19 protein-coding genes are annotated in these 20,656 nt (G+C 59.3%); 9 read left to right on the plus strand and 10 right to left on the minus strand.

The window, feature by feature from the left end:
* Nucleotides 1-227: 227 nt before the first annotated feature.
* The 9 genes from PH551_RS05300 to PH551_RS05340 form a co-directional block, all read right to left on the minus strand.
* Nucleotides 228-1,112: a ribokinase gene (locus PH551_RS05300; protein ID WP_285192144.1), complete on the minus strand. Its 885-nt coding sequence runs from the start codon at nucleotides 1,110-1,112 to the stop codon at nucleotides 228-230.
* A complete protein-coding gene (locus PH551_RS05305; protein ID WP_285192145.1) occupies nucleotides 1,109-1,981 on the minus strand; it encodes a MurR/RpiR family transcriptional regulator in 873 nt (290 codons plus the stop codon). The genes PH551_RS05300 and PH551_RS05305 overlap by 4 nt, the downstream gene beginning before the upstream one ends.
* On the minus strand, nucleotides 1,978-2,952 hold the full coding sequence (locus PH551_RS05310) for an ABC transporter permease (RefSeq protein WP_285192146.1): 975 nt from the start codon (nucleotides 2,950-2,952) through the stop codon (nucleotides 1,978-1,980). Before PH551_RS05310 ends, PH551_RS05305 begins: the two co-directional genes overlap by 4 nt.
* Before the next feature lie 17 nt (nucleotides 2,953-2,969).
* Complete coding sequence (locus PH551_RS05315) at nucleotides 2,970-4,481, minus strand: sugar ABC transporter ATP-binding protein (RefSeq protein WP_285192147.1); 1,512 nt, start codon at nucleotides 4,479-4,481, stop codon at nucleotides 2,970-2,972.
* Nucleotides 4,482-4,545: 64 nt separating this feature from the next.
* Nucleotides 4,546-5,592, minus strand: coding sequence for a sugar ABC transporter substrate-binding protein (locus PH551_RS05320; protein ID WP_285192148.1), 1,047 nt, complete (start codon nucleotides 5,590-5,592; stop codon nucleotides 4,546-4,548).
* A gap of 28 nt (nucleotides 5,593-5,620) precedes the next feature.
* On the minus strand, nucleotides 5,621-6,610 hold the full coding sequence (locus PH551_RS05325) for a sugar phosphate isomerase/epimerase family protein (protein WP_285192149.1): 990 nt from the start codon (nucleotides 6,608-6,610) through the stop codon (nucleotides 5,621-5,623).
* A gap of 406 nt (nucleotides 6,611-7,016) precedes the next feature.
* Complete coding sequence (locus PH551_RS05330) at nucleotides 7,017-7,646, minus strand: CoA transferase subunit B (protein ID WP_184469889.1); 630 nt, start codon at nucleotides 7,644-7,646, stop codon at nucleotides 7,017-7,019.
* The gene (locus tag PH551_RS05335; RefSeq protein ID WP_285192150.1) at nucleotides 7,647-8,351 is read right to left on the minus strand and encodes a CoA transferase subunit A; all 705 of its coding nucleotides are present in this window, start codon (nucleotides 8,349-8,351) and stop codon (nucleotides 7,647-7,649) included.
* Nucleotides 8,352-8,472: 121 nt separating this feature from the next.
* Nucleotides 8,473-9,648, minus strand: a complete 1,176-nt coding sequence (locus tag PH551_RS05340; RefSeq protein WP_285192151.1) for a saccharopine dehydrogenase family protein — start codon at nucleotides 9,646-9,648, stop codon at nucleotides 8,473-8,475.
* Nucleotides 9,649-9,786: 138 nt separating this feature from the next.
* Here PH551_RS05340 and PH551_RS05345 point away from each other — a divergent pair, with 138 nt between their 5' ends.
* From PH551_RS05345 to PH551_RS05355, 3 genes are all read left to right on the plus strand, one after another.
* Nucleotides 9,787-10,800 carry a beta-keto acid cleavage family enzyme gene (locus tag PH551_RS05345; protein ID WP_285192152.1) on the plus strand — a complete coding sequence of 338 codons (1,014 nt, stop codon included), beginning with the start codon at nucleotides 9,787-9,789 and terminating at the stop codon, nucleotides 10,798-10,800.
* A 173-nt stretch (nucleotides 10,801-10,973) separates the two neighbouring features.
* Entirely contained in the window at nucleotides 10,974-12,488 is a 1,515-nt protein-coding gene (locus PH551_RS05350) for a class I adenylate-forming enzyme family protein (protein WP_285192153.1), read from the plus strand.
* A gap of 43 nt (nucleotides 12,489-12,531) precedes the next feature.
* Nucleotides 12,532-12,900, plus strand: coding sequence for a cupin domain-containing protein (locus PH551_RS05355; RefSeq protein ID WP_285192154.1), 369 nt, complete (start codon nucleotides 12,532-12,534; stop codon nucleotides 12,898-12,900).
* Between the two features lie 60 nt (nucleotides 12,901-12,960).
* On the opposite strand, the gene PH551_RS05360 is transcribed toward PH551_RS05355, so the two are convergent.
* On the minus strand, nucleotides 12,961-13,659 hold the full coding sequence (locus PH551_RS05360; protein WP_285192155.1) for a TetR/AcrR family transcriptional regulator: 699 nt from the start codon (nucleotides 13,657-13,659) through the stop codon (nucleotides 12,961-12,963).
* A gap of 326 nt (nucleotides 13,660-13,985) precedes the next feature.
* Between PH551_RS05360 and PH551_RS05365 the strand changes: the two genes are divergently transcribed.
* From PH551_RS05365 to PH551_RS05390, 6 genes are all read left to right on the plus strand, one after another.
* Nucleotides 13,986-14,201, plus strand: a complete 216-nt coding sequence (locus PH551_RS05365) for a hypothetical protein (protein ID WP_086156681.1) — start codon at nucleotides 13,986-13,988, stop codon at nucleotides 14,199-14,201.
* Nucleotides 14,202-14,213: 12 nt separating this feature from the next.
* The gene (locus tag PH551_RS05370) at nucleotides 14,214-15,689 is read left to right on the plus strand and encodes a cytosine permease (protein ID WP_285192156.1); all 1,476 of its coding nucleotides are present in this window, start codon (nucleotides 14,214-14,216) and stop codon (nucleotides 15,687-15,689) included.
* Between the two features lie 334 nt (nucleotides 15,690-16,023).
* Nucleotides 16,024-17,463, plus strand: coding sequence for an aldehyde dehydrogenase family protein (locus PH551_RS05375; protein ID WP_184469878.1), 1,440 nt, complete (start codon nucleotides 16,024-16,026; stop codon nucleotides 17,461-17,463).
* Between the two features lie 71 nt (nucleotides 17,464-17,534).
* A complete protein-coding gene (locus PH551_RS05380; protein WP_285192157.1) occupies nucleotides 17,535-18,491 on the plus strand; it encodes a phosphotransferase in 957 nt (318 codons plus the stop codon).
* 187 nt (nucleotides 18,492-18,678) lie between these two features.
* Nucleotides 18,679-19,854 (plus strand): saccharopine dehydrogenase family protein, encoded by a 1,176-nt coding sequence (locus tag PH551_RS05385; RefSeq protein WP_184469874.1) that lies wholly within the window; start codon nucleotides 18,679-18,681, stop codon nucleotides 19,852-19,854.
* Nucleotides 19,851-20,645 (plus strand): SDR family NAD(P)-dependent oxidoreductase, encoded by a 795-nt coding sequence (locus PH551_RS05390; protein WP_285192158.1) that lies wholly within the window; start codon nucleotides 19,851-19,853, stop codon nucleotides 20,643-20,645. The genes PH551_RS05385 and PH551_RS05390 overlap by 4 nt, the downstream gene beginning before the upstream one ends.
* The last annotated feature ends 11 nt before the right edge of the window (nucleotides 20,646-20,656 follow it).

Below are 20,656 nucleotides of genomic sequence, written 5' to 3' on the forward strand. Positions count from 1 at the left end.
TCCGAAGCTCTCGAAAATGACGTCCTTCTCGAGGATTCGGCTCTGAGGTGCGAACGATGGTAAGGAATCCTGCCACCGCGCAAAATTCAGACAGCATGGTTGATATCACAGATCACTCATCGCTTGCCCCATCGACATTATAATATGGAGCAGCTCGGATGGCAGATCATTTTCTGTGAGCATTGTGTGCTCCCACAAACCTCGATTGCCTTAGCCGAAGATCTCCTTCACTCACTACGCGCCGTGCTCACCAAGACTGCAGCGGCACGGTTGGCCGAGTCCAACGCCGCGTGGATTGTCTTTCCAAGCGCAAGTTCGGCAGCGAGCACACCGGTGAACTCGTCGCCGGCGCCATGGGTGCTCACCAGTTCGACTTTGATCGCCTCGATCGAGAAAGCTTCGCCTGCCCTGGTGGCGCAGGCCACCCCTTCCCCGCCGGCCGTGACCACGACGACCGGGAACCGTTCCGCCAACTGCATTGCAGCAGTCAGCGCTCCCGCCAGGCTGTCGACGACCGGAAGTCGCCCCAATTGCTCGGCCTCGATAGCATTGACGACGAGCACGTCGACAAGCTGCTCCAGCTCTTCCGGCAATGGCCGCGCCGGCGCAGCATTCAGCACCACCTGCCCGCGGACGTCCTTCATTGCCCGTGCCGCCGCGACGTTGGCATGATCGGGGACTTCGTTCTGCAATACCAGGACGCCGCCCGCGGCAAATAGCTCCTTGGCGGCCTCGACATCCGACTGCCCGAGCATGAGGTTACTGCCGGAGACGATGACGGCACCGTAGTCGCCTTCGCTGTCGAAGAGTGCGACACTCATGCCGCTGCCGACACCGCCCACCGTCTTGACGAAGCGGTGATCGACATGACCACGCGCGAGATTGTCGGTCAAAGCGCGTCCGAAATCATCATCTGCGACGGCACCGATCATGTGCGAGGGAACGCCAGTCTTGGCGGCCGAAACCGCCTGGTTTCCGCCCTTGCCGCCGCATTTGGGATGCCAGCTGCTACCCGTCACCGTTTCACCCTTCCGCGGGCGCGCCGGGCCATGCACCATAATATCGTAGTGCAGGCTGCCGAGGACGACGACGGAAGGCGATGCGGTGGTCATGGAAGTTTGTCCTTACGTTTCGATGTGACGGCGGACATCGTCTTTTCCAGATTTCTCTCCGCCGCCTGATAGTTTCTCTTGGCGACCGCCATGAAAAGCGCGTCGAGGATGTTGAGCTGCGCAATCCGCGCCGCCGCGTTTTCGCCCATCAGAGGCGATCCCTGTGCCGTCGAACACAGGACGATGTCGGCGATCTGCGCCAAAGCCGACCCGCCATAGTTCGTGATGGCGATCGTCCGTGCGCCCGACTTCCGCGCGAGTTGTATCGCTTCGATCACCGCAGTGGTGTTGCCCGAATGCGAGAATCCGATGGCCACGTCGTCTGCGCCAAGCAGGGATGCCGACATCAGCATCATGTGCGAGTCGTCCTGGACGCTGCACCGAACGCCAATTCTCAGGAATTTGTGCGCGACGTCCCGCGCGATTTGCGCCGACCCTCCGACACCGTAGAAATCCCGCTGTCCCGGTTTGGCCAACAAGTCGGCGGCTCGATCGAAGGCATCGACATCGAGAATCGCCAGGGTTTCTTCCAGCGCGTTGATCGACGTACGGAAGACCTTCTGAATGATTTCCTGGGAACTATCTTCCGCAGACAGTTCCTGATGCATTTCCGCTGTCGGGAGCTTGTTGTAGCTCGAGACCGCCGTGCGGAAGTCGCGGAATCCTGAAAAGCCCAGCTTCTTGGTGATCTTCACCACCATCGCCTCGGACACTCCGGCCTCGGTCGCCAGGTCCTTGAGAGCAGTGTCCTCCGAAAAGTCCCTCAGCGCGAACACCGTCTCGACGACCCGTGCCTCCAAGGGGGTGAGCTTGGGCATCATCATTCGGATGCGTGGGCCCACCGCCTTGAGATCATTTGCAGAATTCATCCCCGTCCCCTTGTGACGCGATCGATCATCATCGCGACAAGGATAATAAGGCCGGTGGCGAGAAGTTGGTAGAAGGCCTGCACGTTCATCAACGTCAATCCGTTGCGCATCGCGCCGAGAATGATCGCCCCGAGCAGCGTGCCGATGACGCTGCCCTTGCCGCCCATCAGCGACGCGCCGCCGATGGCCGCCGCAGCGATCGCGTCGAGCTCCCACAGATTACCCAGGATCGGCTCGGCGGCCCCAAGGCGGCCGATCAGGATCATCGAGGCGAGCGCAGCGAGAACGGCTGATATCACATAGGCGGTGATCTTGGTAATGGCGATCGGGACACCTGCGACGTAGGCCGCCTCTTCGTTGCCACCGACGGCGAGCAGGTATTCACCCATCGGCGTCTTCTTGAGAAGCACCCAGGCGAAGAGGGCGACGACGGCCACCATGACGACCGAATTCGGAATACCGGCCAGGCTGCCGTTGAACAGCGTGCGAAAGCTTTGCGGCACGCCAAGCACGGGATTGCCGCCGGTATAGATGAGCGCGATGGCCCGATATGTGCTGAGCGTGCCGAGCGTCACAATGAAAGGCTGCAGCCCGGCATAGGCGACGAGCACGCCGTTGACGAGACCGCAGAGGACGCCGATGCCGAGTCCGGCAAGGATGGCGAGAGGAACCGGGATGCCGGCAACAAGCAGCGTGGCCGAGATGACGGCGGCGATCGCCGCGGTTGGTCCGACGGAGAGGTCGATACCGCCCGAGATGATCACCAGCGTCATGCCGAGCGCGAGGCAGGCGTTGATGCTGGATTGCTGGAGGATGTTCAGAAGGTTTCGCTGCGAGAGAAAATCAGGAGCCAACAGGCCGAAGATCAGCACGATGGCGACAAGGCCGATCAGCGTGCCGGCGTCGCGCACCGAAAACGATCCGAAAAACCTGGACGACGGCACTGCGGCATTCTCGATGGTGTCGGACATGAGCTTGTTCCTGTTGGTCATGCCGCGCCGAGGCGGCTGTCGGTCGTGCCGACGGCATGGGAGACGATGGTTTCTTCGCTGAGCTCATCACGACCAAGTTCAGCGACGATAGCGCCGTCGCGCATCACCAGCACTCGGTCGGACACTCTCATCACTTCCGGCAGCTCGGAGGAGACGACGATCACGCAATGTCCGTCCGCGGCGAGGTCTTCGATCAAATGATAGATTTCGGATTTCGCGCCGACGTCGATGCCGCGGGTCGGCTCGTCGAAGAGAAGGATGCGTGAGCCGGCGGCGAGCCAGCGCGCGATGATGGCCTTCTGCTGATTGCCGCCGCTGAAAAGTCTGATTTGGCGATCGAGCTGAAAGGGCCGCAGATTGACCCGTTTGAGAAGGTTTTCCGCCGTTCGCTGGAGCTTGCGGTGGTTGATGATGCCTGCTTTCGAAAAATGCGCCATCGAAGGCAGAGCCATATTCGACGTCACCGACCTTCCGGGAATGATCCCTTCCCGCTTGCGCTCCTCAGGCAGAAGGCCGATGCCGGCGGCGATCGCGGCGCGCGGACCGGAAAGCGCCAATGTCGTCCCGTCCACCGTCACGGTGCCTGAAGTCACCCTGTCGGCGCCGGAGAGCGCGCGCAGAAGCTCGGTCCGGCCGGAGCCGACCAGACCAGCCACACCGAGAACTTCTCCCTGGTGAAGGGAGAACGAGACGTCGCGGATACGGTGGGTGGAAAGATGGCGAACTTCGACACTCACCGTCGCAGTTGCGTGCGAATGGTGCTCTTCGGCCAATAACTCGCGGCCGACCATCATGGCGATGACGTCGTCCGGTGCCGTCTGCTTGAGATCGACGCCTGCGCGGACGACCCGTCCGTCACGCATGACCGTTGCCCTGCGGCAGACCCGGAAGACCTCGTCCATCTTGTGGGATACATAGATGATCGACACACCGGTCGCGGCAAGCCGTTCGACGATTTCAGCGAGCCTCTCGAATTCGCTGGGTGTCAGGCTCGATGTCGGTTCGTCCATGGCGACGATCTTGGCCTTGTCGAGCAGCGCGCGCGCAATCTCCACGACTTGCCGCTGGGCCACCTTCAACGAAGAGATCGGCGCAGACGGATCGATTGCCGGATCGATCATTGCCAGGGCTTCAGCGGCTCTTCGCTCCTGCTCGCGGCGATCGACGATGATGCCGCCGAGCTTGGTGAGGGAATGGCCGAGAAACATGTTTTGAGCGACAGTGAGATGGGGAACCTGCTGAAGTTCCTGATGAATCATGGCGATCCCCGCCTGGCGGGCGCTTTCCGGCTTGCCGAAATGACGGATCGCCCCGTCGATCTTTACCTCGCCTTCGGTCGGCTTGAAGACACCGGAGAGGATGCGCAGGAGGGTCGATTTTCCAGCACCGTTTTCACCGAGAAGCGCATGGATTTCGCCTGGCGCGACATCGAAAGAGACATCGGAGAGTGCCTTCACGCCGGGGAACACCTTGGAGATGTTCTCGAACGCCAGTCTGGGAGGAGCCATGGAACCGAAACCTTTGAAAGTGGGGACGACCGGCAGAGCACCGGCCGACCGTCTTGGGTGGTGTTTATTTGCCTGCGGCCTTCATCAATACCGAGCGCACGTCGACACCCTCGCCCTGGAAGTCGTTGATATTCTCTTTGGTGATCAGGGCCTGCGGCGTCGCGACAACGCGCGGCAGCTTCTGGCCGGCGACGAGGCGGAGCGCGACTTCCATCGCGACCTCGCCCGTCAGAACCGGGAAACTGTCGACAGTGCCCGTGAGCTCGCCGGCGGCGATCGACTTGTAGGCGTCGGAGATGCCGTCGGTGCCGAAGACCACCACCTTGTCCTGCAGGCCAGCGGCCTTGACAGCCTCGACGACTCCGAGCGCCATGCCGTCGTTGTTGCAATAGAAGCCGACGAGGTCGGGATGCTGCTGCAGGATTGTGGTCGCCGCGTCATAAGACATCTGGCGATCCCAGTTGCCGGGAACGCTGGCCACCACGGTGAACTTGCCGCCCTTCTCGATCGTGCTCTTGAAGCCGTCGGTGCGCTGCACAGCAGCATAAACACCCGCCTGGCCCTCGATGATCGCGACCTTGCCGCCATTCGGGCGGTTTTCGATGAACCACTTAGCTACTCGGACGCCATTGTCACGCTGTACATTGCCGACATAGTGCTCCGCTTGCGGGATCACGGCGTCGTTGACATTCACGACCGGGACATTGGCCGCCTTGGCCTGTTCCACGACGGGCTGGAGATTGGCGTCCGTCTGCGGAGACACGAGTAGGACATTGTAACCCTGAGTGACCATGCCTTCGGCGATTGTCAGCTGGCCGAGCTGGTCGCCTTCGCTCTGGGCCGCCTGATAGGCGACGCTCACACCGAGCTTGTCCGCGAACTTCTGATAACCCTCGCCGAGCGAGCGCCAATATTCATTGGTCAGAGTCTTGGAGACTCCGCCGACTTTCAGACCTTCCGGCAGTTTCGGCAATGCGCCAAGCTTGGCTTCGAGGTCGGACCAATCCATGCGGTCCGGCTCGGCGTCCGAGTTGAGCGGCTTCAGCTCCTGGGCTGTCGCGATGCCAGCACAAAGGGTGGCGGCGAGAGCCGCGGCGATCAGTCTATTCATGGAAATCCTCCCGGAGGGTTAAGTTGGTTCAGTGATCCGCGCCGAACATCAACTCCTGTACAATGGCCTGCGTGGAAACGGCGTCCTGTCGGTCAATCGCACTCGAAAGGCGATTGTCCTGCTCGAGGCGGTCGACGACCTTCAACATCCGTTGGACGGTCTTGATGTTGACCTCGCATTCGCGAACCGGGTCGAGGCCGGTCAGATCGGGGAACGTGTCGAAGTAGATCGCGCCGTCATAGCCGTCCCGGCGGATCTGGCGGAGCAACTCGACGGTCTGGAGCGTATGCACCGCACCGACCATCAGCCCGTCATCGCGCTTCGCATATCCATCGTTCAGATGGACGCCGAGAATCCGGCTGTGGCGCGCGATCAGCGCGGCCGCAAAGGCGGGCTGTTCGTCGGCATACAGGACATGGGCGAAGTCGAGCGTCACTCCGAGGTTCTCGGCGCCAACCTCCTTGATAGCGAGCAGCGTCGTTGCCGCATCCGGCATGAGGCTGTAGGAGCGCGGCTCATTCGGCTTATATTCGATGGAGATCAGGCAATCCAGGTCGTGCTGGCAAACTTCACGGATCCCGTCGATTTCGTGTTGCCACGTCGCCGCGTAATCGGCCTGGAAGGCGTAGTCGAAGCCATCCTGTCCGAGCCAGATGGTCATCAGCTTCGAGCCGGCTTCACGTGCGGCGTCAATGCCCTTCTTCGTCAGATCAATCGCCTCACGGCGGACAGCCTTTTCTGGATGGGTGAACGCGCCCAGCCTAAAATCCGGATTGGTGTAGTATCGCATGGCGAAGCCATTGATCTGCAGGCCGAGATCGCCAAGCTTGCGTGACAACTCAGCTGGATTCTCACTTACGTGATCGGGATAGTTGAGATCGAGGTCGGTCAAGCCGTTGACGCGCGCCGCGCGCGCCGCCATCTGCATCACTGAAGGCTTTCCGGGCTGCCCCGGCCAGGCGAGGTGCGCACCAGAGGCGAAGGAATTCAGTCGTGTGGCAAAACGTGTCTGGCTCAAAGCATTCGTCCCATCCTGTAAACTTGCGCACAACTTCACAGACTTTAGGACATTTGTAAAGCAAAATTGTGCGCGCTGGAATCTTGCGTAATCCCAGAAGTGAGATGTGCCTTCAGTAGGGACCTACTAAACTATGATGGAGCTCCGCAATTGCGTGCGACGCAAAAACAAGCGGTTAGACTGGCCGCCTTTAGCCAACTGCAGGCCGAAGATGAGAGTCTTGCAGTTGAAAGGAATCGAACCGGAGATCCCTCGCCTGAATAGCTATGTGTTTGGCAATCGGTGACTTTTTCCGTTCGTCGGCAGACAGCCACTTCCAGTCGATCCATTATGCGATCTTTTTGGCCAAGAACATGAACATCCTAGCAACACGCCGTCCGCCGCGCTCATGAGAAGGCTACAATACTCAGCTGACGATACGGGCCTCGGTCGCTGCCAGAACATCACTCTCTGAAGTTCCCGGCGCCAATTCCACTACCTTCAATCCGCCTGGGACCACATCAAATACGCAGAGATTGGTGATGACCCGGTTCGCTACGCCCTTTCCAGTCAAGGGTAGACTGCATTTCTTCAGAATCTTCGATTCGCCTGCTTTGTTCGTATGCTCCATGAGGACAACCACACGTCCAACCCCGGCGACTAGATCCATAGCCCCGCCCATCCCCTTCACAAGCTTACCGGGGATCATCCAGTTGGCGAGATCTCCTTCCTCGGACACCTCCATCGCGCCGAGGATAGCCATTGCGATCTTTCCACCACGGATCATTGCAAAGGAAGTCGCGCTATCGAAGTAGGCCGTCTGCGGTAGTTCCGTGATCGTCTGTTTCCCGGCGTTGATGAGATCCGGGTCTTCCTCACCTTCATAGGGGAAAGGGCCCATGCCGAGCATCCCGTTTTCAGATTGCAAGGTGACTTTGACCCCGTCCGGAATATAGTTCGATACGAGGGTCGGAATGCCAATGCCAAGATTTACATACCAGCCGTCCTGTAGTTCCAGCGCTGCGCGGGCGGCCATCTGATTGCGGTCCCAAGCCATTTATTGAGCCTCCCGTTTACGAACCGTTCGTTGCTCGACCTGTTTCACGTGCTGCCCTTGTATCAGGCGATGAACATAGATTCCCGGAAGGTGAATGTGGTCAGGATCGAGCGAGCCTAGAGGGACAATCTCCTCAACCTCCGCAACGCAAATCTTTCCGCATGTGGCAGCAGGGGGATTGAAGTTGCGCGCCGTCTTTCGGAACAGCAGATTGCCTGCGGGGTCGGCCTTCCAGGCCTTCACGATGGAAACGTCTGCGACGATCGCACGTTCGAGGACAAAGGTCCTGCCGTCGAATTCCTTATGCTCTTTGCCTTCGGCGATCACTGTGCCCACGCCAGTGGGGGTGTAGAAAGCGGGAATGCCTGCGCCACCGGCGCGCATGCGCTCGGCAAGAGTGCCTTGCGGATTGAACTCGAGCTCCAACTCCCCGCTCAGATATTGCCGCATGAACTCAGCGTTCTCACCGACGTAGGACGAGATCATCTTGCTGATCTGCCTCGTTTTCAGAAGAATACCGAGTCCGAAATCATCGACGCCGCAATTGTTGGAGGCGATGGTTATGTTCTTCGTTCCGGCGTCCCTTATCGCGGTAATCAAGAGTTCGGGGATGCCGCACAGCCCAAAGCCGCCCGACGCAATCGTCATTCCATCGAAAAGGACACCGGCAAGTGCGGCCTCAGCTGTTGGATAGGTCTTGTTCATGGCTCTCCCTTAACCATTGCTTTGGCCTGCATGGCGTGCATCGCCTCACCCGGCCCATCGCATGACAGTTGCCCCGAGGGCTACTCAGCGCGTGTGCTCGTGCCCGAGCCGAGCGCAATATTCAGAAGCGAGTGGTCACGACGCCGTCGGCGAAACACTCCGCGTCGCTGGCAAGGCGCAGGAAACGGTCGATGCCACTCTGATAGGGGATCGCCTCCACTCCGTTGGCTCCCGCTGGAACACCGCCCTCAAGAAGTGATAGCGCCGCGGCGGAGATGCCGAGCCCCGTGCCACGGCTCATGTCTCCCGCATCCGTGATCGACTTCATAACGATCGCCTTGTTCCCTCGCGTGCCGATGACGTTGACCTGGGTCGCCGAAATTCGTTGCGCGCTTGGCTTCAATTCATGTCGCTTCCAGAGCAACTTCCACAAAACCTCGATCGGCTGTACATCCTTGCCGTCGATTTCAACGGACATTCCTGAGTGGCCGAAACCTATTCGTCCGAGTGTCGAGAAGGCGGCATTCGCCCAGTTCGGGAAGAGCGAGCCCTTGCACTGAACCAGCGAAAGGCCGGGACGAAAGCGACCCAACGTGACTGGCTCCGGATGGGCAGTGTCGTAGGCCTCAATCCGATGGAAAGGCGGCGGGACATCGAAGCTTTCGGCGGTTTCCGGAACAAAGCCCTTGGTGAATTCCATATGGCCGTTGCGCCACGTCGGACAGGGCGCTACCGCCATGTGCAACATGTGCCGCAATACGGCGAGACCACCCGGATCCGGCTCGCGCGTGATCCAGACAATCTTGACGCCATCGAGCTCCGGGTGACTTTCAAGCAAGCTGCAGGCAAGCCAATTTGACACGCCCGGCGAGAGTCCGGCGCCGGTTATCACCGGCACGTTTTTGGATTTGGCCAACTCGTCCAGAGCGAGGATTGTGGTCGTGCATTCGGCATCGTCCCCCACATCAATGTAAGCCGCACCTGCGGCGATTGCAGCGCGCGCCGCCCCATCTGAGCCGAGAAAAAACGGGCCGGCCAAGTTCACCACAAGGTCCATGTCCGATGCGTCGAGGCCGTCACTCGAAATATCAACTTTGCGGCTTGCTATTCTTTCAGGGGCGATCGCTTCACCCAGACGCAGGCTTTCTGCTGACCGGTCGACGACGACAAAGCTTGCGCTCGGCAGCGACCGCGCAAGGATTGCGAGGGCACTCCTTCCCATGTGGCCTGCGCCTACGAGCATGACGTTTGGACTCATCGCCGCCTCCGAAAGAATGAACGTTAATTCATCAAGCACCCAATTTGCTCGTTCGTCAAGAGTAGCGTGCCCTTTTTGGAGGCCAGCTATTTGTGACTTGTGATTCGTCGGACAAAGGCTTTACAGAATGATCAATATGCATTAACGTTCATTCATATTGCTGCAAGGGAGGTTGTAATGTCACGCAGGCCGAACACGGTAAATTGGGAGCAGGTAAACAAATGGGTATCCCGGGAGGGAGCTCAGGCGAATTGGAAAGTCTTCGGTTTCCCGTCGATTATGTCGATCGACCGAACCGCCTTTTCGGACGCCGAGCCGATGCCAAAATGGGAGGCTCCGTCCAAGCTCATCCTGTCGACCGCGATCAATGGCGCCTTCTATACGAAGAACGAGAACCCCAACCAGGCGATTACGCCTGAGGAGATCATCCGCTCCGCTGAGGAATGCATCGCCGCAGGAGCGCAGATCATCCATATTCACGCGAGAGACGAACGCGGCTACAACGTGCTCGACACTGGTCTTTTCCGCGAAACGCTTACGCATCTGCGCACCAACCATCAGCATGTCGCACTGGACGCCTGCCTCGTTGCAGTGAACGCGGATGAAGAGCGAATGATGGCCGAAATGATGAAGCTCGGCCTTATGGAGGGCGTGCCGGTCAACACGACGGCCCTCATTCTCGGCGACAATCACTTCGTCAAATCTCCAGCGACAATCATTGAGAAAACCAAGCGCGCCCTCGACGCCGGCCTCACGCCGCAGATAGCAGTTTACTCCGATGCCGACATCGACAACGCCCGCCGATACCTGATCGACAGTGGCCTCATTCAGGGCCCTTTGAACTGGCTGGTTCTGCCCGGTCTTCCGGGCTGCAGCCCGATGTACTCGCCCGAAACGATGGTCGACGGCTTCCTTCGGCTCGTTCGGCTCATCCGCCACATCGACGCAGACTCTACCATCATCGCCTGCACCGGCGGTCGTACCAGCAGTTATCTTGCGACCCTCGCAATCCTGCTGGGCGTTCATGTGCGCGTCGGCATGGAAGACACGGTTTGGAAGTGGCCTCACCGTGACGACAAGATTCAGTCGAACGTCGAGGTATTCCAGCAGATTTCCGGAATAGCGGCTGCACTTGGCCGCGATCTGATGACCGCCGATGAGTATCGCGATCTTATGACGCTGCGGCTGTGAACCGCTGAGGCGACACTGACACGGTGTCGCCTCCCGCAAAGGCGCGGTCTCGACACGCGTTGTGTGGTAGCATCGATCGCAGGACCGCTTAGCCGAACGGGCCAGCGGTCTGGAAGCGACGATCTCTCAATCCGACCAGCGATCGGATTTACTTCGAATCAGGAGAGAAGTCAGTGGCTTACCGTAACCGGACGATTCTTCATGCCTTGCTCGACTGGGGCCAGCGCACGCCCGACGCTGTCGCAGTCACCGACGGGGATACGGAGATTTCGTATGCGTCATTGGCTTCCGTAGTGGAAGCTGCGTCCAGGCGGCTGGTCTCTCTCGGTGTACAAAGGCAGGACCGGGTGGTCCTTGTGGGTAACAATAGCTGGCAGTGGGTCGTATGCTATCTGGCGACGATGCGCATCGGCGCAATCTCCGTGCCAATGAACAATCGGCTGGCACCCGCGCAAGTCGGCGAATTGCTAGAGATACTCGGGACACGTATCGTCCTCGCGGACGACCTCCATTTGGGCATGTTTAAGGAATGCGCCGGTGTCGACCTGTTCTCGATCACCGGCTCTGCCGGCAGGTCCTTCTTCTCGCTTGAAACAGCCACGGAACTCCCTGCCCTGCCAGAGACGTCGGAAGACGCTTTGATTAGCTTCACCTCCGGCACCACAGGAGTTCCCAAGGGTGCAGTCATCACTCATAAGGCCCTGCGACAGAACGCGGAGGTATTCGCTGACCTAATAGGCGATGACCCGTCGCCCTCGACGTTGATTGTTGCCCCCTTGTTTCACAATACGGGCTTTGTCGATCAACTCTGCACCATGCTCTTTCTCGGCGGCCGCTCCGATCTTCTGCCACGATATCGGACGCTAGGGGCCATTGAGGCATGCAAGCGCCGTCCCGTCAGCTTCGTCACGGCGGTCCCGAGCGTTTTGCGGATGATGATGACAGCCGAAGGTGCCGAGGCCATTTACAGGCCGGCGCGGTTGGTTCTGTTCGGCGGTTCACCGATGCCGGCGCCATGGTCCTTGGAAATGCATCAGCGCTGGCCAAACCTGCGGTTGGTGCATGGCTATGGCCTGACCGAATTCACGTCGTGTTGCACTCTTCTTCCGCCTGAATTCATCCTAAGCCACGGCGACTCGATCGGCTATCCGGCCAAAGGCGTGGAGTTGCGGCTGGTGGATGAGAATGGTCAAGATGTGCCGGACGGGGTTCCGGGGGAGATTTGGGTGCGTGGCGAAACGCGCATGCGCGAATACTGGCGCCGCCCCGACGTCACCGCCGAGAAAATCCAAGGCGACTGGCTTCGAACCGGCGATCTCGGGGAACGTCGCGAGCTTGGCCTTCTATATCACGTCGGCCGCCGGGATGACGTGATCAACAGGGGTGGGGAAAAGATTCTTCCCTCCTTTATCGAGGCGGCAATGGCAAAGATCCCCGAAGTCGCTCAAGCTGTGGTATTTGGCATTCCTCACCCAGTGCTGCAGAACAGCATCGTCGCCGCGCTCGAGCCTCGTCCAGAGACAAAGGTAAATGTCCCGGCGCTCCTGGATTTCCTGCGTACGCAACTTCCGGGCTATGCCGTGCCGGAAACGATTATCGTCGGCAACGACCTTCCGCGCACGGCCTCGGGAAAGCTTGACAGACGTGCCGTGCGCGCCGCCTACCTCTCGTCCGCGCAAGGTCACTAGGAGAGCCGCCGCCTCTTCTCGGCTACAGCAGCAGGAACAAGCCATGCATAAAGAACCAACGGTATTCCGCAAGGATACGACTGAATTTGCGGAATATGGTGAAGGGCCTGGTGAGGCATCGATTGCGCGCCTCGTCGGGCCCCAGGAAAGTGAGACGATGGGCGCCTACCTCGCCCGCTTCAACGGTCGGTCTGTGCGTTGGACAGTGCGCTATGATGAGCTCATCACGTGTATCGAGGGCGAGTTCCGTCTTCGCGTCGGCCTGATCCTTTACACTCTCCACCCCGGCGATGTGATCTGGATCCCGAAGGACACCGAACTCGCTTACGACGGCGCAGACAGTCTCGTCTTTATCGCGATCGCTCCAGTCGATTGGCGCAACCGGCTCAGTCAAGACGCGACGCAAGTGTGAAAGCGATCCACCCGACGGCATCGAGATCAATGCCGGTCGAGGGCAACGCGAAGTCGATTGCTAACTCTCAAACGCACCTGCCCGAGCGAGAAGCATATTCTGCGCAAGATGATAGAAGTGTTTGCAGATCTTTTCTGGGGTATAGGGTCCGCTCGGTCGATACCAATTGAGCACGTTGTCGCACATCGTGATGATTGCAAGGGCCGTTAGCCGCGCCTCGGGTGGCGAGCCTGTCGCCGGCGAAGGTATTGCCTCGACGATCTTGGTCAACCGGTCGAGATGTTCTCTCATCATGCCCTTCACCTTGTGTCTGACACTCGGATCCAGCTTGCTGAGAATACCGGACTCGAGGAGACGATCGTTGGCCTGCGCTATCCTAGAATGGTTGATCTGGTAGAGGATGTGAGCGGTAGTGATGCTTTGCAGACGTTCAAGTGGAGCGGCCCCGGCGGAATCGGCGGCTGCGATCGCTTCGTTGAAGGCGCCTAGCGCTTCCGTCACGGCCCCGGCCAGAAGTTCTTCCTTGGACTTATAGTGATTGTAGACGGCCGGTGCCTTGATGCCGACCTCGTTTGCAATGTCCTTCATGGAGGTAGCGTCAAAACCCCTTGACCCAAAAAGTTCGATCGCTGCGCCGAGCAGTCGCTCTCGTGTGTCCGACCGACTCGCCGACACTTTGCTGGCCTGATTGTTACGACGGGGCGGCCGCTCTGCCTCATCAGGAGCGGCCTCCTGATAGTTGCGTGCGAGTTCGTTCACAATATTGATCCTCATGAATAGCTGTTCATATAATGCGTCACCAATGCCGATCTGTCAAAGGAACATGGTCAAAATTCGCTTCTCGCTCGGAATTACTTTTCGGGCGCATTTAGAGCATATCCAACTGCGTTTGTGGGCTTTTCAGAACGGCATGGGTCGCGACGGAAGCGCTTGACATATTGACGTTATGGGAGGAGTATTAATGATCGTTCATTCATTGCTGCTCTTGTTGGAAAAGGGTTTAATGGCGAACGAGGCGCCGCTGCTGCGGGCCAAATAGTAAAGAGCCGGCAACCGGCCGGGAACGTCCAGAAAAGGGAACGACGATGTCAATTGAATTGGAACGGGCCCACCTGCCCGAAGCCCGCGGGTTCGAGGTTGCTCTGGATGCGGAGCTCGCCAGACGAATCCAATCCTTAGAAGAGTCTCCGCATATCGACTCCGAATGCTACGCGCCGACGCGCGCCTGCTTCGTCGAAGCCACGAGTTGGGCAATTCTCGGGGTCGCGATCTGGATCGCGACACTGTTCTATTTCGGTTAAGGAGGAGAACCCATGAGCAGCGATATCAAACTCACCCAATCAAGAGTCACGGAGGAGGCTCTATCAGGGCGACTTCCGTTGCGCAGCAGCGAACGAGTCTACAACGGCTACGGCTCGTTTCTTTGGACATGCACGGCATTCAGCGCCGCGACCTGGGCGTTCCTCATTGGAGGGTTCCTTCCCTATGTTGGCGATGTTCGTGTAGGTGTGCTCGGTTACCTGGCCGGGATGCTGATTGGAATGGCCGTCGTCGTGTTGGCGTCGGGCTTGCCGTCTTTCAAATATGGCGTTGAGCCGATCGATGCGGCCAAGGCGTCTTTCGGTCCCTATGGCATTGTCCTGCCACTGTTTGGATTGCTGGCAACTTGTGTCGGCTGGACATATGTGGTGGTCGCGTTGACTGCCCGAGGAGCAGCCAACGTCTTGCAGACAGTGGAGCAATCGGAGGTGGCGACGGCCGAGCCCGTGGTAATCGGCTTGGCGCTGTTCACAATGTTCGCCGTCTGGTTGGTCGCGAGCAAAGGACCATGGTTGTTCGAACGCATCAGCAACTACATAGCGCCCGGCCACATTCTGGTGACCGTCGTGATGTTCGCCATCCTGCTCTATCATTATGGCGCCGGCCTCTGGACGCTGCAGGTTCCGGCGGATCAGCGCCTCGCGTCCACGCCAGGACAGGGTTTCGCGCTGGCAGTCGAATTCGGCATCTCGAACTCGCTGACATGGTGGCCCATTATGGGTGGCCTAACACGATTGGTGAAACGCCGTTCGCATATCGTCGGTCCGTCCGTCGTCGGCGTCGGCGTGCTGGGCGCCGCCTTCATATCGATGGTCGCCGCCTTTGCCGCTCTGTCTGCGGGAACGCCCGATCCGACGATCTGGATGATCAAACTCGCCGGCCCCGCATTGGGTTCGCTGATCATGACCTTCGTTCTCGCGGCCAACATCGCGACGATGGTGATCATGCTCTATCTGGCAGGGGTTTCGATTCAACAAATAAAACCGCTGACGCGCGTTCGCTGGGATATCCTGATCGCTCTGATGCTGCTGCCCGGGGTCTATGTGGCATTTCGAACCGAGTGGACTCTCTCGATCGTCATGAGTTGGCTTTCCTATAACGGCGTGATGTTCGTCGGCATCACGGGCGTTACCTTTGTCGACTACTTCATCCTTCGCAAAGAGACGCTCGCACCGGCACATTTGTTCTCGCGTGATCCGTCGAGCAAGTACTGGTTCTGGGGCGGCGTCAATTGGGTCGCGGTGATCATATCGGTGCTTTCGGTCGCGCTGTACCTCTACCTGTACAATCCCGTCACGACTGCGATGCATCCGCTGGCCCACACGCTGGGCGCCGGCATTCCGACTGTGGTCGTTTCCGGTATCGCATATTACCTGATTATGAGGATGCTCGTCATTCCCAGCGGCAAGGGCGGATATAAGCAGGCTGGTTCCGCGACTACTTCGCCGGAAGTCATACCTACCCTCTAATCAGACAGCTCTGACGAGAAATCGCGGCGGCGGTGGAGTATCCATCGGCGCCGTTAACATTCGCGCTCTAAATCGGCGAACGCAGATTTGCGATTACCTCAGTTTGATGACGCAATTCAAAAAGATTCATTGACTACCGCCTGAATACGTGGATTAATGAGCGTTAATTAATATCGGGATGACGACCAGCTATCTGGCACTCCCGAATACCGGGAACCGACCAAGCCGCCGAGCACGACGAACCATGGTTTCGCCGAGATCGCGCGGAGAAGCGCCAGAACCAGCGGCGACAAGCCACCACAACCGGCTCCATGCGATTAAACAGGAGGAAAAAATGACAATCAGGGAACTACGTCCGCTTATCGGCGGATCTTTCTGGTCGAAGGGAAACGACTTCGACGTTTTCGAACCGGCGACTGGAAATGTGATCGCTCGCGTGCCGAATGTCGGACCAGAAGGGGTGGATGCTGCCGTAGCCGCCGCCAAGGAAGCCTTCGGAACCTGGTCCTCGACGCCGCCCAAGGACAGGGCCGCCGCGTTGCTTGCGTTTACCGATGAAATCATGGCCCGCGTCGACGAGTTTGCCGAACTCGAAGCACGTGACGTTGGCAAGCCGCTCGAAAAGGCGCGCGCCGAGATGGCCTCTGCCGCAGACAAATATCGTTTCTTCGCTGGTGCGTGCCGGACCATGCTGGTGCCTGCCATGGGTGAATACAAACCCGGCATCACGAGCATGGTGCGACGCGAGCCAATCGGAGTCGTCGGCGCAATTGCTCCCTGGAACTACCCGATGGGCATGACCGCCTGGCGTATCGGCCCCGCGTTGGCAGCCGGCAACACTGTCGTTTTGAAGCCCACGCAGGTGACGCCGCTAACTGCCCTTCTCCTGGGCGAAGTAGCGCAGAAGTTTTTTCCACCGGGCGTCGTCAACATTGTCACCGGTTTCGGCAGCACGACCGGCACGCATCTGGTTCGGCACCCGGATGTTGCCATGGTTTCGCTCACCGGTGGCACGGACACCGGGCGTTCCGTGATGCGGGACGCAGCTGAGAGCATCAAGGTCGTTCATCTCGAACTCGGCGGCAAGGCGCCGGTTATTGTCTTCGAGGATGCGAATATCGACCGCTTGGCGACAACGCTGAGAAGCGCGGCCTTCGGAAATTCCGGTCAGGACTGCACAGCCGCCTGCCGTGTCTACGTCTCGAAAAAGCGCGAAAAGGACGTCGTCGAGGCGTTGGCATCGATGGCCAAGGGGATCAAGGTCGGCAATGGGTATGCTGAGCGCGGGATCGACATGGGCCCCGTGGTGTCTGCAAAACACCATGAATTCGTCTCGGGATTCGTCGATCGAGCCGTTAAGAATGCATCGGGACGCGTCGTCGCTGGTGGACCTATCGCCGGCCCCGGCTACTTCTACGCGCCGACCGTTGTCGATGGTGTCGAGCACGGCGCCGAGATCATCCAGAAGGAGATTTTCGGGCCTGTTGTAGCCGTCACCACGTTTGAAGACGAGGCTGACGCCATTGCCAAGGCAAACGACCTTGAGGTCGGATTGGCCGCTTCGATCTGGACGTCCGACATCGAGCGGGCGATCGTCGCCGCTGGCCGGGTCAAGGCCGGCAGCGTCTGGATCAATGATCACGGACCGACGGCGGCTGAGATGCCGTTCGGCGGCTACAAACAGTCCGGCATCGGCCGCGATCTGTCGATCTATGCGATCGAAGCGCACACCGAACTGAAGCACATAGCCATCACACACCGGGAGCGAATCTGATGATCCCGGCTGCAAGCTCGAAAAACTCAGGATCCGGTGACCTTCAGGCTCGATGTGTATTCGAGGACGACGTGCCCGACCTTGTGCGGAACACCGCTGTCAATCTTCTCGATCAATGGCGCTTCCTGCCCGACGAAGGTGCCATACGTTTCTCGATCCTGCCGGGCGGCGCAAACAACATCAACCTCGTGCTTAGACACGCCGACGGGAAATGGGCCCTGAAGATTCGTGAGCCCGATGCATCGTTTGCCGGCACGTCGGTAACAGCCGCTGTCGAGGCACAAGCCATGGCTGCGAGTTTCGGACTGGCGCCCGCCGTAGTCGCCAAATGCCTGCCCGAAGGGCATTTCATGTCCGAATTCGTGGAGGGGGAAACGTTGCGCCCGCAGCACATCCGGCATCCTTCCATGGCGCCGAGGATCGTCGATACGCTGAAGCAACTTCACGCGCATCACTTCTCGCCCAGAAAATTTGACATTTTCGACGATCTGCGAGGCTTTATGGCGGGAGCCGCCAAACTGGGAGGCTCCTATCCAGCATCCTACGCGGCGCTTTGGGAAATTGCCCAACGCTTCGAATCCATTCTCGCTGGAGCGAACGCGCCTGTCGGCTTCGGCCACAACGATCTCGTGCCGCAGAACTTCATCGCATGTTCGGACAGCGTGAAGATGGTCGATTTCGACTACGCTGGCGAAGCCCTGCTCGCGATAGATCTCGCAAGCGTAACTTCGCAAGCGGAAATGTCCGACGACGAAACGACGACATTTCTGCGGCTCTACGATCCGAACCTCGATAAGAACCAGATCGCCCGCGTACAGGTCCTTCGTTTCGTCAACGCGCTGCGCGAGGTGGCCTGGGCTGCGATGGCGGAGCCATTCATGGCGGCCAAGACGACCCTCCTCGACGGTTGGAGCTATCGCTCCCATGCCGACGTCAACATCCGCTTGGCCGAGGCTCTCATTCGCCAAAACCCCGTCGACGACCTCGCTTCCAAGGCGGGATTTGTCAGGCCTGGCGCATTATTCTGACGGAGGAACCGATGTCCACTGTTCTTCTCCAGACGGTCGCCGACCCGCATCAGACGTACCCCGCGCCAAGGAGGCTACGCGATGCTGGAGCTTGGTCGCATGCCAATCAATCGCCCTTGCTTGGAAGAGAGGGTTCACCCAACTGCAACGGCTTTGTCGAAGTCGCGAAAATGAAGGAGTGCCGCTAATGGCCCGTCAGTGGAAGACAATTGTAATCGGTGCAGGCGGGTCGCAGGCACAAGCGATGTTGCGCGGGATTGCGCGCGCCGGAGCGACTGAGGGTTGGCTCGCTATCGATCGCGCCTGGCGGCCGCAGACACGTGCTGCAACTGAAGAGATGGGCTTCGCCGTTCAGGAACTGAATCCGCTCGAACAACCGGAAACTCTGCACAGGCTGTTGGAAACGACCCGCCTCGTGGTGAACATGGCTGGACCTTACTATAAGACCGGCTTTGCCATCCTCGACGCCGCCATCGAAACCAGGACTGACTATCTCGATATCTGCGATGATGCTGACATCACCCTACCGATGCTCGAGCGGGACACCCGCGCCAAACAGGCCGGCATTTCCGCCCTCATCGGAATGGGCTCCTCCCCCGGAACGACGAACATCCTGATCCGAAGTGCTGTCGACCATCTCGGCCCAGTCGACGATGTTGACATCTACTGGACCGTAGACGTCGCAGATCTGACCGAAGCCGCAATCCGGCACTTCTGGCATTGCTTCAATTTGGTCGATGCGGACGGCACGATACATGAAGTGACGGGCTGGGATGGCCTGGAGCGCCGGCATGTCGAGTTCCCGGCGCCGGTCGGCCTGCAGACGGTCGTCAGGCTCGCCCATCCGGAGCCCTTGACGGTGCCGCGTTTTCTTCCGGTCAAGCGCGCCTCCAATTTCGGCGGGCTCAATCCGGAAGAGGCACTCATTACTGCCTGGGCGCTCGCGCATATTGCCGATGAACAACGTTCCAATGGAGAACTTACCGATCCCGCGGCCAGCCTTTTTCGCCATTACAGGGAAAGACGCGTTGGAGCGCCACGGATTGGCAGCGGCATGATCATTGATGTGCACACGGCTGGCTCCGGTCTGAGGTTTGCAGCTGGCAGCGACGGTGGGATGGACGATTCCACCGGAATTCCGGCCGCAGCCGGCGCGTTGTTGATGCTTGATGGAAAGATCAACCGCCGGGGCGCCTTTGCGCCGGAAGTGGTACACCCCGCCGACTTTTTTGAAGTGCTGCGACGCGTGAGCACGGGCGGCGGCGGCTTGTCTCTCTTCAGACTTGAAGACGGCGTCCCGACGGAACGGTTGAGAATCCGCGATCTGGTGGCGGGAGAAATTGGCCAAAGGGAGGTGGCATGATGCAAGAGCTTGAAGGAAAGGTTGCCCTTGTTACCGGTGGCGGCCGCGGAATTGGCGCCGGCATTGCGGAGGGCCTGGCTCAGGCCGGTGCAACGGTGGCCCTCATGGGACGAAGCCGGGCACCGCTTGAGGAGGTTGACGCGCGTATTCAGGCGGGCGGCGGGAGAGCTTCCGTTCATATCGGAAGCGTCAGTAATCCCGACGAAGTCGAACGCGTGCTTGATGATGTACTGGCCGCACATGGTAGCCTGGAGATCATTGTCAACAATGCTGGCATCGTTGACGAAGCGGATTTCCTCGATATCTCGCTCGAGGGCTGGAACAAGACCATCGGCACAGATCTGACCGGAGCGTTCCTGGTGACCCAGCGGGCCGCACGCAGGATGCGCGGCACAGGCGGCGGCTCCGTGGTCAACATCGCCTCGATTGACGCCAATGGCTACGACGGTCCTCAGGGTTCGTATGTCGCCGCGAAGGCGGGCCTTGTCGGTCTGACGAAGAACGCTGCGGTCGAGCTCGCGCAACACAGTATCCGGGTGAACTCAGTCAGCCCGGGCTGGACGCGCACGCCAATGGTCGAGGAATTCGTGTCTGAGAAGGCACTTCAGCACATGATGACCGACTTTCAGCGCGTGCCCATGAAGCGGCTTGTCGAGATCCCTGAGCTCGCCAACGCGGTCGTCTTTCTTGTCTCTGACAAGGCTTCCGCGATTACCGGAATCGACTTGCCGGTCGACTGCGGAACGCTGGCGACGCTCTACGTCTACGAAACCATCCGGCCCTTGTTCTGAAGGAGGACGAC

The sequence above is a fragment of the Rhizobium atlanticum genome (genome assembly GCF_030182485.1).
Classification (GTDB): Bacteria; Pseudomonadota; Alphaproteobacteria; order Rhizobiales; family Rhizobiaceae; genus Rhizobium.

Bases quoted from the DNA above. Each gene is read 5' to 3' on its own strand.
- PH551_RS05370 (WP_285192156.1), top strand. From the start codon at position 14,214: ATGAGCAGCGATATCAAACTCACCCAATCAAGAGTCACGGAGGAGGCT.
- PH551_RS05375 (WP_184469878.1), top strand. From the start codon at position 16,024: ATGACAATCAGGGAACTACGTCCGCTTATCGGCGGATCTTTCTGGTCG.
- PH551_RS05300 (WP_285192144.1), bottom strand. From the start codon at position 1,112: ATGACCACCGCATCGCCTTCCGTCGTCGTCCTCGGCAGCCTGCACTAC.
- PH551_RS05310 (WP_285192146.1), bottom strand. From the start codon at position 2,952: ATGTCCGACACCATCGAGAATGCCGCAGTGCCGTCGTCCAGGTTTTTC.
- PH551_RS05390 (WP_285192158.1), top strand. From the start codon at position 19,851: ATGATGCAAGAGCTTGAAGGAAAGGTTGCCCTTGTTACCGGTGGCGGC.
- PH551_RS05330 (WP_184469889.1), bottom strand. From the start codon at position 7,646: ATGGCTTGGGACCGCAATCAGATGGCCGCCCGCGCAGCGCTGGAACTA.
- PH551_RS05315 (WP_285192147.1), bottom strand. From the start codon at position 4,481: ATGGCTCCTCCCAGACTGGCGTTCGAGAACATCTCCAAGGTGTTCCCC.
- PH551_RS05355 (WP_285192154.1), top strand. From the start codon at position 12,532: ATGCATAAAGAACCAACGGTATTCCGCAAGGATACGACTGAATTTGCG.
- PH551_RS05320 (WP_285192148.1), bottom strand. From the start codon at position 5,592: ATGAATAGACTGATCGCCGCGGCTCTCGCCGCCACCCTTTGTGCTGGC.
- PH551_RS05385 (WP_184469874.1), top strand. From the start codon at position 18,679: ATGGCCCGTCAGTGGAAGACAATTGTAATCGGTGCAGGCGGGTCGCAG.
- PH551_RS05365 (WP_086156681.1), top strand. From the start codon at position 13,986: ATGTCAATTGAATTGGAACGGGCCCACCTGCCCGAAGCCCGCGGGTTC.
- PH551_RS05305 (WP_285192145.1), bottom strand. From the start codon at position 1,981: ATGAATTCTGCAAATGATCTCAAGGCGGTGGGCCCACGCATCCGAATG.
- PH551_RS05335 (WP_285192150.1), bottom strand. From the start codon at position 8,351: ATGAACAAGACCTATCCAACAGCTGAGGCCGCACTTGCCGGTGTCCTT.
- PH551_RS05345 (WP_285192152.1), top strand. From the start codon at position 9,787: ATGTCACGCAGGCCGAACACGGTAAATTGGGAGCAGGTAAACAAATGG.